This window comes from Pseudomonas sp. S3_B11 (genome assembly GCF_054667715.1).
Genome location: NZ_CP162749.1, coordinates 3047451 through 3059535, shown reverse-complemented (window position 1 = coordinate 3059535; position 12085 = coordinate 3047451). Strand labels below are relative to the sequence as shown.

At 62.9% G+C, this 12085-nt stretch carries 6 protein-coding genes and 2 pseudogenes; 4 read left to right on the top strand and 4 right to left on the bottom strand.

What is annotated here, in order from left to right:
* Window positions 1-24 precede the first annotated feature (24 nt).
* The gene (locus AB4O22_RS13805) at window positions 25-873 is read left to right on the top strand and encodes an ureidoglycolate lyase (RefSeq protein ID WP_460096504.1); all 849 of its coding nucleotides are present in this window, start codon (window positions 25-27) and stop codon (window positions 871-873) included.
* Window positions 874-1000: 127 nt separating this feature from the next.
* Here the strand turns inward: AB4O22_RS13805 and AB4O22_RS13800 are convergent, their stop codons facing one another.
* The 4 genes and pseudogenes from AB4O22_RS13800 to AB4O22_RS13785 form a co-directional block, all read right to left on the bottom strand.
* Window positions 1001-4102, bottom strand: coding sequence for a multidrug efflux RND transporter permease subunit (locus AB4O22_RS13800; protein WP_460096502.1), 3102 nt, complete (start codon window positions 4100-4102; stop codon window positions 1001-1003).
* Between the two features lie 3 nt (window positions 4103-4105).
* Entirely contained in the window at window positions 4106-5275 is a 1170-nt protein-coding gene (locus AB4O22_RS13795) for an efflux RND transporter periplasmic adaptor subunit (RefSeq protein WP_223471690.1), read from the bottom strand.
* Between the two features lie 117 nt (window positions 5276-5392).
* Window positions 5393-5989 (bottom strand): annotated as a pseudogene (locus tag AB4O22_RS13790) (methyl-accepting chemotaxis protein); the annotation flags it as partial.
* A gap of 261 nt (window positions 5990-6250) precedes the next feature.
* Window positions 6251-7258: pseudogene (locus AB4O22_RS13785) on the bottom strand (PDC sensor domain-containing protein); the annotation flags it as partial.
* 497 nt (window positions 7259-7755) lie between these two features.
* Between AB4O22_RS13785 and AB4O22_RS13780 the strand changes: the two are divergent.
* The 3 genes from AB4O22_RS13780 to AB4O22_RS13770 all read left to right on the top strand — a co-directional run bounded on the left by AB4O22_RS13780 (window position 7756) and on the right by AB4O22_RS13770 (window position 12071).
* A complete protein-coding gene (locus tag AB4O22_RS13780) occupies window positions 7756-9204 on the top strand; it encodes an APC family permease (RefSeq protein WP_460096501.1) in 1449 nt (482 codons plus the stop codon).
* Window positions 9205-9288: 84 nt separating this feature from the next.
* Window positions 9289-10710, top strand: a complete 1422-nt coding sequence (locus AB4O22_RS13775; protein ID WP_460096499.1) for an aldehyde dehydrogenase family protein — start codon at window positions 9289-9291, stop codon at window positions 10708-10710.
* Between the two features lie 11 nt (window positions 10711-10721).
* The gene (locus tag AB4O22_RS13770; RefSeq protein WP_460096496.1) at window positions 10722-12071 is read left to right on the top strand and encodes an aminotransferase class III-fold pyridoxal phosphate-dependent enzyme; all 1350 of its coding nucleotides are present in this window, start codon (window positions 10722-10724) and stop codon (window positions 12069-12071) included.
* Window positions 12072-12085: the final 14 nt, after the last annotated feature.

Sequence of the window (12085 nt, the reverse complement as noted above, 5' to 3'; positions counted from 1 at the left end):
TCTTCACTTGAGCAGGAGTACGACATGAAACTATTGCGCTACGGCGAAAAAGGTTCGGAAAAACCCGGGCTGTTGGATGCCGACAATCAGATCCGCGACCTCTCGGCCCATGTGCCGGACATCGCCGGGCTGGTTCTCGGCCCGGATAGCCTGGCAGCGCTCGCCGCCCTCGACCCGCGCAGCCTGCCGATCGTGGCCGGCCAGCCGCGGATCGGTGCCTGTGTCGGCCAGGTCGGCAAATTCATCTGCATCGGCCTGAACTACGCCGACCATGCGGCCGAGTCGAACATGGAGGTGCCCAAAGAGCCGATCATCTTCAACAAGTGGACCAGTGCCATCTGCGGGCCGAACGACGACATCCAGATCCCGCGCGGCTCGCTCAAGACCGACTGGGAAGTCGAGCTGGGCGTGGTCATCGGGAAAGGCGGGCGCTACATCGACGAAGCGAACGCCATGGAGCATGTCGCCGGCTACTGCGTCATCAACGATGTGTCCGAGCGCGAGTGGCAACTGGAGCGCGGCGGTACTTGGGACAAGGGCAAAGGCTTTGACACCTTCGGTCCCCTTGGGCCGTGGTTGGTGACCCGGGACGAAATCGCCGACCCGCATACGCTGGACCTGTGGCTGGAGGTCGACGGACACCGCTATCAGAACGGCAATACCCGAACGCTGATCTTCAGCGTGCCGCAACTGATTGCCTACCTGAGCCGCTGCATGAGCCTGCAACCTGGGGATGTGATCTCCACCGGCACGCCGCCCGGCGTCGGTTTGGGCATCAAGCCCAACCCGGTGTTCCTGCGTCCGGGCCAGACCATGCGCCTGGGAATCCAGGGCTTGGGCGAGCAGCGCCAGGTCACGGTGCAGGCGGACTGACGACTAGACCGGACCACTGCTATCGCGAGCAAGCTCGCTCCCACATTGGATCTTCGGCAGGCACACAATTCATGTGCCCCGCAGGCCCCTGTGGGAGCGAGCTTGCTCGCGATAGCGATGGTCTGGCTTAACCTCGCTTGGGATCAACACGCCTCACGCGCTTCATCACCACCACAAAAAACACCGGCACAAACACCACCGCCAGTGTCGCGGTGATCATCCCGCCGATCACTCCGGTACCGATGGCCTGCTGGCTTGCCGAACTGGCGCCCGTGGCCATCGCCAGCGGTACCACCCCAAGGATGAAGGCCAGCGAGGTCATGATGATCGGCCGCAGGCGCAGGCGTGCCGCCTGGAGCGTGGCGTCGATCAGGTCGTGGCCTTCGTCGTACAGGCTCTTGGCGAACTCGATGATCAGGATCGCATTCTTCGCCGACAGGCCGATGATGGTGATCAGCCCGATCTTGAAGAACACATCGTTAGGCATGCCGCGCAACGACACGGCCAATACCGCGCCGAGCACACCCAACGGCACCACCAGCAACACCGAGGTCGGGATCGACCAACTCTCGTACAGCGCCGCCAGGCACAGGAACACCACCAGCAGCGACAGGCCCAACAGGATGGGCGCCTGGCTGCCGGACAAGCGTTCCTGCAAAGACAACCCCGTCCATTCCTGGCCCAGGCCTGCCGGTCCCAGGGCCACCAGCCGTTCGATTTCAGCCATGGCTTGCCCGGTGCTGTAGCCCGGTGCCGGTTCACCGGAAATGCTCACCGCCGGATAACCGTTATAGCGGGTCAATTGCGCCGGCCCCTGGGTCCAGCGGGCCTGGACGAAGGCTGACAACGGGACCATTTTTCCGCTGTTGTTGCGCACATGAATCTTCAGCAAGTCTTCGACCTGGCTGCGCTGGTCGCCCTCGGCCTGGACCACCACCCGTTGCATACGCCCCTGGTTGGGGAAGTCGTTGATGTAGGTCGACCCCACCGCCGTGGACAACACACTGCCGACGTCGGCAAAGGAAATGCCCAGGGCATTGGCCTGCTTGCGGTCGACCTCCAATTGCACCTGCGGCGCCTCCGCCAGGGCGCTTTCACGCACATTCATCAGCATCGGGCTTTTGTCGGCGGCGGCGAGCAATTCGCTGCGGGCCTGCATCAAGGTGGCATGGCCGAGGCCACCACGGTCCTGCAAACGGAACTCGAAACCGCTGGAAGTGCCCAGGCCGTCCACCGGCGGCGGTAGCACCGAGAACGCCATGGCGTCCTTGATCTGGCTCAGCGCCAGGTTGGCGCGGTCGGCGATGGACGCCGCCGAATCATCGGCGCCGCGTTGCGACCAGTCCTTGAGAGTGGTGAAGGCCAGGGCCGCGTTCTGCCCACTGCCGGAGAAGCTGAAACCGAGAATGATCGTGCTGTCACCGACCCCCGGTTCACCGGCGTTGTGGGCTTCGATTTGTTCCACCACCTGCACCGTACGACTCTTGCTGGCACCCGGTGGCAACTGGATGTCGGTGATGGTGTAGCCCTGGTCTTCCACCGGCAGGAACGAGGAGGGCAGGCGACTGAACAGCAGGCCCATGCCCACCAGCAACACGCCGTAGATCAGCAGATAACGGCCGCTGCGTTTTACCGCATAGGCCACCCAACCTTGATAGCGCTCGCCGAATCGGTCGAAACTACGGTTGAACATGCCGAAGAAGCCGCTCTTGGCGTGGTGATCACCCTTGGCGACAGGTTTGAGCAAGGTCGCGCAAAGCGCCGGGGTCAAGGTCAGTGCGAGAAACGCAGAGAACAGGATCGAAGTCGCCATCGACAGCGAGAACTGCTGGTAGATCACCCCCACCGAGCCCTGCATGAACGCCATCGGAATGAACACCGCCACCAGCACCAGCGTGATGCCGATGATCGCCCCGGTGATCTGCCCCATGGCCTTGCGCGTGGCCTCTTTGGGCGACAAGCCTTCCTGGGCCATGATCCGCTCGACGTTCTCCACCACCACGATGGCATCGTCCACCAGGATGCCGATGGCCAGCACCATGCCGAACATCGTCAGCACGTTGATCGAGAACCCCAGCGCGAGCATCGTCGCGAAGGTGCCCATCAGCGCCACCGGCACTACCAGCGTCGGGATCAGGGTGTAGCGGATGTTCTGCAGGAACAGGAACATCACCGCGAACACCAGCAACATCGCCTCGCCGAGGGTGTAGATCACCTTGGTGATCGAGACCTTGACGAACGGTGAGGTGTCGTAGGGAATCTTGTATTCCACGCCGGCCGGGAAGTAGCGTGACAGCTCGTCCATCTTGTTGCGCACCAGGGTCGCGGTGTTCAAGGCATTGGCGCCCGGCGACAGTTGCACCGCCACGGCAGTGGACGGCTTGCCGTTCAGGCGCGTGGAAAACTGGTATTCCTGGCTGCCGATTTCCACCCGTGCCACGTCGGCGATGCGCACCGTCGAGCCGTCGGGGTTGGCCTTGAGCACAATGTCGGCGAACTCCTGCGGCGTGTTGAGCTGGCCTTTGACGACGATGGTCGCGGTGATTTCCTGGGTGCTGCGGCTCGGCAAATCGCCCAGGCTACCGGCCGACACCTGGGCGTTCTGCGCCACGATGGCGGCGTTGACGTCGGCCGGGGTCAGGTTGAAACCGACGAGTTTCTGCGGGTCGATCCAGATCCGCATGGCCCGTTCGGCCCCGTACAACTGGGCCTTGCCGACACCGTCCAGGCGCTTGATCTCGTTCATCACGTTGCGCGCCAGGTAGTCGCTGAGGGCCACGTCGTCGAGCTTGCCGTCGCTGGAGGTGAGGGTGATCAGCAGCAGGAAGCCGGCGGAGACTTTGTCCACTTGCAGGCCTTGCTGGGTCACCGCTTGCGGCAGGCGCGACTCCACGGCCTTGAGGCGATTCTGCACGTCGACCTGGGCCAGTTCCGGGTTGGTGCCGGGTTGGAAGGTCGCAGTGATGGTGGCGCTGCCCAGGCTGCTCTGGGACTCGAAATACAGCAGGTTGTCGGTGCCGTTCAGCTCTTCCTCGATCAGGCTGACCACGCTTTCATCCACGGTTTGCGCCGAAGCACCCGGGTAGACGGTGTAGATCTCGATTTGTGGCGGGGCCACGACCGGGTATTGCGCCACCGGCAGTTGTGGAATGGCCAGGATACCGGCCAACAGGATGAACAACGCGACGACCCAGGCGAACACCGGGCGGTCGATGAAGAATTGCGGCATGGCTTAGTGTCCTGCCTGTGGCCCGGGAACCTGGGCGAGGGGAAGTGGGGTGTCATCGACCTGGACGTGCTCGCCGGGACGGGCGTGTTGCAGGCCTTCGATGACGATGCGGTCGCCGGGTTTCAAACCTTGCGTGACGACCCAGCGATCGTTTTGCGCGACGCCCAGTTGCACCGGTTGCTGGCTGACCTTCTGCTCGGCGTCCAGCAGCAACACTTGGGCGACTCCGGCGCTGTCTCGCAGGATCGCCCGTTGAGGCACGGTGATGCCCTGGCTATTGACCGCCTGTTCCAGGCGCACGCGAATGAAACTGCCAGGCAGCAAGTCCAGGTCGGGGTTGGGGAATTCGCTGCGCAGGGTGATCTGGCCGGTGCTCGGGTCGACGCTGAGGTCGGTGAACAGCAATTTGCCGGGTAGCGGATAGGGGCTGCCATCGTCCTGAATCAACGTGGCCTTGGCCTGGCCCTGGCCGACCGCTTGCAAAAGCCCTGAACGAAAGGCGCGGCGCAGGTCGTTGAGTTCGCGGGTCGACTGCGTGAGGTCGGCGTGGATTGGGTCCAGTTGCTGGATCAACGCCAACGGCGTGCTTTCGTTCTGCCCGACCAGGGCGCCTTCCGTCACCAGGGCGCGACCGATCCGTCCGGAAATCGGCGCGGTCACCGTGGCGTACCCCAGGTTCAGTTTTGCCCGTTCCACCGCGGCCTTGCTGGCAGCGACGTCAGCGGCGGTCTGGCGCACGCTGGCCCGGGCGTTGTCGTAATCCTGGCCACTGATCGCCTTGTCATCGATCAACTGGGCGTAACGTTGTGCCTGCAAGCGGGCCTGGAACGCATTCGCCTCGGCCTTGCGCAACGCCGCCTCGGCACTGTCCAGGTCGGCCTTGAATGGTGCCGGATCGATGCGAAACAGCACCTCGCCCTGTTTGACGTCGCGGCCTTCACGAAACACCTGCTGCAAGACCACGCCGGCCACCCGCGCCCGGACTTCGGCGACCCGCGGCGCGGCGATCCGGCCACTCAGCTCGTTGCTGATCGACAGTGGCCGGGCCTGGACGGTTTCGACGCGCACGCTTGCCAGCGGAGCGGATGCCTCCGGGGTCGAGGCGCTATCACAGCCACTGAGCAGCAGTGCCCCGACCAACAGGCCCAGTGTGACGAAAGGAATCTTGGACATGGTGCTTCCCCAATATTGAGCCGCCCATGGTAGGGGGCGAGGTCAATGGCAGGGGTGAAGCTTTGTAGGCGCTCTGTGAAATTGTGTAAGCACCCTAGTGGTCTGTTTCAGGGGCCACTAGATCCGAAAATGTCCCACCAACTGCTGTTGACGGTTGGCCATGGCATGCAGCGAGTGGCTGGCCTGCGATGCTTGTTCCATCTGGCCGGTCAAGGTCTCGCTGATCCCTCGAATGTCACTGACGCGATGGCTGATGTCCTCGACCACAGCGCTTTGCTCCAGGGCAGCGCTGGCGATCTGCTGGTTCATGTGCTCGATCACTTCCACGGCGTCGCTGATGTGTTGCAGTGCCGCCTGGGTCTTTTCGACTTGAACGACGCTGTCCCTGGCCTGCTCGCGGCTCAATTGGGTGCTGTGCACGACCTCCTGGCTCAACTGTTGTAACGCTTCGATCACCGTGCGTATCTGCTCGACCGAGTTCTGGGTGTTGCTGGCCAAATGGCGGACTTCGTCAGCCACCACCGCGAAGCCGCGCCCCTGTTCACCCGCCCTGGCGGCTTCGATGGCGGCATTCAAGGCCAGCAGGTTGGTTTGCTGGGCAATGGCGCAGATCACGTCCAGCACCTGGCCGATGTGTTGACTGTTGCCGGCCAGCGCCTGCACTTGCTCAAGCGTGGTCTCCAGGCGCCGGTCCAGGCTGTCGATGCTGGTGACCGCGTTGGCGAACAATTCACGCCCCGATCGGCTGGCGTTTTCGGCAACGGTGGCGGCATCGGCCGCCTGGTGGGAGTGGCGGGCCACTTCCTGGGCATTGGTGCTCATTTCATGCAGGGCGGTCGCGGCCAGCTCGACCTCCCGGTACTGCGTGTGCATGCCTGCGCTGACTTCCCGGGCCACCTGCGCCGAGGTATCGGCGGTGTCGCGGGTGTCCAGGGACGCTTGCTGGATATCGCGGATGATGGGCTGCAATTTGTCGAGAAAGCGGTTGAAGCCCTTCGCCAGTTGGCCCAATTCATCGTGGCGGTCGTTGGGCAGGCGCTGGGTGAGATCGCCGTCGCCCTCGACAATGGCGTCGAGCATGTGCGCCACCCTGAGCAAGGGCCGTGTGACGCCGTAGGCCGTCAGCCAGATAAGCAATAATCCCAGGCAACTGGCGAGCAAGCCCAGGCTGAGGTTGAACCAGTTGGACTGGCGACGCTTGTCGTCCAGCTGGGTCTGCATTTGCAGGGCTGGCGCTTGCACAAGCGACTCAGGCACGCGTATCTGCAATTGCCAGGGCGTATTGGCGGGAGCGGTTTGCACGGCTTGCTGAACGTCGATGGAGATGCCATCAACCGTGCCGCTATGGCCGGCAACTTGCCCTGACGGGGAAAGAATGTTGATCTCGCTGTGGCCGGGGTACAGGTCGTTGGCAAGGCTGGCGGCGAGTTGCTGAAGGGTATCGAGGCTGATGTCCATACCCACCACGCCGATGACTTTGCCCTGGTCCAGCAACGGTATGGAGATGCTGCTCATCAACGTCTTCTGGCCTTCGACCTCGATCGCGTAGGGCTCTGTCACGCAGGTGCGCCCCTGGGTCTGCGGGCAGACGTACCAGGCGTTGGCCGGCTCGCTGCCCGGTGGTGCGGTGTTGGCGCTGATCTGGGCTTCGCTGAGCACCTCTTGCACCAAATGGCCGGGTTGGCTTTGCGACCAGTACAGGGCAAAGCGACCTTTTTCATTGCCGGCCAGATCGCGTTGGCCAGTGAAACCGACATCTTCACCGACCAGCGCATCGGGAAGCAGTACCACGTAGAAACCGAGGACTTTTTCGCGGTTTTGAAGGGCTTGGCGGGTCGCGGCGATCAGGTCCCGGCGCAGTTGCCCTGGCGTCAGTCGCCCGCTCCACGCTTGGGCGCGCAGTTGCAAGACCTGCTGGGCAAAACCTTCCCCATAGATCGCCGTTTCGCTGAAAAAGCGTTCCACCCGCTGACCATGGGCCATGGCCTGTGCCTGCAGGCCTTCCAGGGCCGAGCGCCCCAGCAGTTGACTGCTTTGCTGCTTGAGCAGCGTTGCGCCTTGCTGGTTCTGATACAAGGAAGCGCCGGTCAATGCCCCGACGACGGCGAGCAAGCACAGGCCACTCAAGAGCGTGATCCGCCATTGGATAGAGAGACGAGCGAAGAACATGCTGAGGTTTCCTGCGCTTAGGGATTTTTATTGTTCTGTGCCCAGCACTGTTTGAGGGACGGGCAAGGCTATCTTGCGGGAGGAAACGCCTGCCGGTTATCCCGAATCGGCAGCCGCTGCACGCGGCATGCAGGAGTGTTGACCTGTTTTGGGGCGCGGCTTTGGATGCTGCCGTTTTGGGATAGCGAAGGGTTTTGGCAAGGGCCTAGGATCGAATCCAGCGTGCAAGCAAAACAATAAGCTTTTGGAAGTCGGCGAAGCTGGCCGTCTCCGATCCAGCAACACTGCCTCATACAATAAGGTCAAGAACAATGAGTGTATCTTTCCCGATCAGCAGCTCGACGGAGTTGAAGCGCGGCGCCTTGGGTGTCGGTTTCATCATCTTCTTTGTGATTTCGGCGGCGAGTCCCTTGAGCGTCATCGCCGGCGGTTTCCCCATTGGCATCATGCTGGGCAACGGCGCTGGCACGCCGGCATTGCTGCTCCTGGCCTTGCTGGTGTTACTGGCGTTCTCGGCGGGCTACACCGCCATGTCCCGCCACATGACCAACGCCGGTGGGTTCTATGCCTTCACCTCCCGCGGCTTGGGTGGCCTGGCCGGCGGCGCGGCGGGCGTGCTGGCGATGTTTGCCTACAACATTCTCCAGGTTGGCCTCTACGGCATGTTCGGCGGCGTGGTCAGTGGCACGATGGCCAGCGTCTTTGGCCTGGACTTGCCTTGGTGGACCTATTCGTTGCTGGCGATGGCCAGCGTTGCGATTCTTGGCTATCGCAAGATTGACCTGTCGGCCCGGGTGCTGTCGGTGGTGGTCATTGCCGAGTACCTGGCGATCCTGACGCTGGATTTCGCCATTCTCAAAACCGGTGGCGACAGTGGCATCAATCTCGATTCGTTCGATCGCAGCCATGTGTTCAGCGGCACGCCGTCCATCGGCTTGCTGTTCTGCTTCGCGGCGTTCATCGGCTTCGAGGCCACCACCATCTACGGCGAGGAGGCGAGAAATCCGCACCGCACGATTCCCATTGCCACCTACAGCTCGGTGTTGTTGATCGGTGGTTTCTATGCCTTGTCGGTCTGGGCGATGGTGATTGGCGTCGGGGCCGACAAGATCGTGCCGACCCTTCAAGCGCTCCAGGATCCCACCACGTTCATCTACGGCATGTCCGATCACTTTGTCGGCCCGCACCTGACCCAGATCATCCGCGTGCTGTTCATGGTCAGCATCTACGCCGGGCTGCTGGCGTTCCACAATGCCGCGGCGCGTTATTTCTATGCCATCGGTCGTGACGGTTTGCTGCACAGCCGGTTGGGCACCACCCATCGCGTGCACCAGAGTCCGCACATGGGCTCGGTCCTGCAAAGCCTGATCGCGGCGGTGGTGGTGCTGATCTTCGCCGCGCTGGACGCCGATCCGATCCTTCAACTGTTCGCCTGGTTTTCCAACCTGGCCACGCTGTGCGTGATCCTGCTCATGGCGCTGACCTCAGCGGCGGTGTTTGTCTATTTTCGCGCTCACCCGGAGCTGAAGCTGGGGCACTGGCGCGGTCAGATTCTTCCGGTCTTTTCGTGCCTGGCATTGCTGGCGGTCCTGGCCCTTGCGGTGATTCATTTCGACGTGCTGACCGGCGCCAGCCAGCTTCTGTCCTATGGCCTATGCGCTGTGATTCCCGCCGCGCTGATCGTCGGCGTGTTCCTCGCCGCTCGATTGCGCAAGGTATCGCCCGAGCGGTTCATGGCGCTGGGAAGCCACAAGCTCTAAGGCGTCAGGCACAACGTCAATCCACCCAGAAAACAAGTCCGCTGTCGTTCGGGACGGTTCGTCAGCGCGTGAAAGGAAGGTTCTATGCACGATTATCAAATGCTCATCAATGGGGCTCGGGTCGACGGTGAAAACGGGCACTTTGATGTGCTCAATCCGGCGACCGCTACGGTGTTCGCTCGATGCGCGGCCGGTTCCCTGGCCCAGCTGGACCTTGCCGTCGAAGCGGCGCAGTCGGCCTTTGTCGAGTGGCGACACAGCACCCATGAAGATCGCCGCCAGCGCCTTCTGAGCATCGCTACCGATCTCGAACAGGAAGCCGAGGCGTTGGCCCGGCTCATTGTCCTGGAACAGGGCAAGCCGCTGGAATTGGCGTTCTCCGAAGTGATGGGTGCGGTGGCCTGGACGCGCTATGCCGCCGAGCAGCAGATTCCCGTGGAGTTGGTGGAAGAAACCCCGCCCCAGCGTATTGAACTGCACCGCAAGCCGTTGGGCGTGGTCGCGTCGATCACGCCTTGGAACTGGCCGTTCATGATCGCTGTCTGGCACATCATGCCGGCATTGCGGGCCGGTAACTGTGTGATCAGCAAACCATCGAGCCTGACCCCCTTGAGCACCCTGCGCCTGGTGGAAGTCATCGCTCGCCACGTGCCTCGGGGCGTGATCAATAGCGTGACCGGTGAACAAGGGTTCGGCAGTGCGATCACCTCCCACGCCGGTATCCAGAAGATTGTCTTCACCGGCTCCACCGCCACCGGCCAGAGCGTGATGCGCGGCGCCGCCGGCAACCTCAAGCGCCTGACCCTGGAGCTGGGCGGCAACGATGCCGCCATCGTGCTGCCAGGCACCTCGGTCGAGGCGGTCGCCGAAGATATTTTCCAGGCCGCATTCCTGAACATGGGGCAGACCTGCGCTGCTCTCAAGCGGTTATACATCCACCAATCCCAGTACGAGGCCTTTGCCGAGGCCCTGACCCTGATCGCCCAGCGTCAGGTAGTGGGTGACGGCCTGGCGCCCGGGGTCACGTTTGGCCCGGTGCAGAACCTCGAACAGCTGGCGCTGGTGGAGGAACTGGTGGCGGATGCCCGCGCCCAGGGTGCGCGTGTGTTGTGTGGCGGTGCTCGTCTGGACCGCCCCGGCTTCTTCTATCCGCCGACGCTGGTCGCCGATGTGACCGATGGGCAGCGCCTGGTGGATGAGGAGCAGTTCGGGCCGGTGTTGCCGCTGATTGCCTACCAGGATGTCGAGGATGTCCTGCGTCGCGCCAATGCTGGCGACATGGGCCTGGGTGGATCGGTCTGGGGACGCGACAGCGAGCAGGCACAGGCCCTGGCCAGTCGCCTGGAATGTGGTATGGCCTGGGTCAACTGTCATGCGCAGATCCAACCGAATACGCCGTTTGGCGGCAGCAAGATGTCCGGGTTCGGCGTCGAGTTCGGCCTTGAAGGGTTGTTGGAGTTCACCGGCCAGCAACTGCTGTACGTACGCAAGCGTGAAACAGAGTGAGGAATGCAACCATGTACGAGCAATACAAGACAGCACCAAAAAAATTCTGGCACCCGATGAGTTCTTCGGCGCCGGCGAACCGGTCCAAGACGTTGATCATCGCCCGTGGCGACGGTAACTACATCACCGATATCGAAGGCCATCGCATGCTCGATGGGGTCGGCGGTTTGTGGAACGTGAACGTGGGCCATAACCGGGCTTCAGTGAAGGCGGCCATTGCCGCGCAGCTGGACGAACTGGCTTATTACCAGACCTTCGACGGCATTGCCCATCCGCGGGTGTTCGACTTGGCCGAGCGGCTGACGTCGATGTTCGCCCAGGAAAACATGACCCGGGTGTTGTTCAGCTCCGGCGGTTCCGATGCGGTCGAGACGGCCCTGAAAATGGCCCGCCAATACTGGATCGCCAGCGGCGAGCCAGGGCGCACGCGCTTTCTGTCATTGCGCAATGGTTACCATGGCGTGCACGTGGGCGGCACCTCGGTGGGCGGCAACGGCGTGTATCACTACAACCACGGGCCGCTGCTGGCTGGCTGTCATCTGCTCGACACGCCGTGGCGGTACCGCAACCCCTGGGACTGCCGCGATCCGGAAGAACTGACCGCTCACTGCATTCGTCAGTTGGAAGACCAGATCGCACTGCTCGGCCCGCAGACCATTGCCGCGCTGATCGCCGAACCGGTGCAAGGTGCCGGCGGTGTGATCGTGCCGCCGGCGTACTACTGGAAGAGGCTGCGCGAAGTCTGCGACCGCCACGGCATCCTGTTGATCGCCGATGAAGTGGTGACGGGTTTCGGCCGCACCGGCTGCATGCTCGGCAGTCGTGGCTGGGGCGTCGCTCCCGACGTACTGTGCCTGGCCAAGGGCATCACCGCCGGTTACATCCCCATGGGCGCCACGGTCTTCAACCAGCGCATGGTCGATGCCATCGAGAACGGCCCGGGTTTCAGCAACGTAATCATGCACGGCTACACCTACAGCGGGCACCCGACTGCCTGTGCGGCGGCCCTGGCAGTGCTGGACATCGTCGAGGCCGAGGATTTGCCGGGCAACGCCGGGAAAGTCGGTGCCCAGTTGCTGGAGCAACTGCAACCGCTGACCGAACGTTATGCAGTGGTGGGCGAAGTGCGTGGCAAAGGCTTGATGATCGCCGTGGACCTGGTGGCGGACAAGGCCACGCGCGAGCCGCTTGACCCTGCAACGGGCCTGGCCTCGCGCATCGCCGAGCAGGCGCGCCTGGCCGGCGTATTGATGCGCCCGATAGGCAACAAAATCGTGATGTCGCCGCCGCTGACTCTCACGTCCGACGAGGCCGCCATGATGGTCGGCGCGTTGGACAGCGCACTCGCTGACTGCCGTTAGCCCGGCCAGCCGGT

What these genes read in the sequence shown, in the direction of transcription:
- AB4O22_RS13805 (WP_460096504.1), top strand. Translation starts at nt 25, where the DNA reads ATGAAACTATTGCGCTACGGCGAAAAAGGTTCGGAAAAACCCGGGCTG.
- AB4O22_RS13800 (WP_460096502.1), bottom strand. Translation starts at nt 4,102, where the DNA reads ATGCCGCAATTCTTCATCGACCGCCCGGTGTTCGCCTGGGTCGTCGCG.
- AB4O22_RS13795 (WP_223471690.1), bottom strand. Translation starts at nt 5,275, where the DNA reads ATGTCCAAGATTCCTTTCGTCACACTGGGCCTGTTGGTCGGGGCACTG.
- AB4O22_RS13780 (WP_460096501.1), top strand. Translation starts at nt 7,756, where the DNA reads ATGAGTGTATCTTTCCCGATCAGCAGCTCGACGGAGTTGAAGCGCGGC.
- AB4O22_RS13775 (WP_460096499.1), top strand. Translation starts at nt 9,289, where the DNA reads ATGCACGATTATCAAATGCTCATCAATGGGGCTCGGGTCGACGGTGAA.
- AB4O22_RS13770 (WP_460096496.1), top strand. Translation starts at nt 10,722, where the DNA reads ATGTACGAGCAATACAAGACAGCACCAAAAAAATTCTGGCACCCGATG.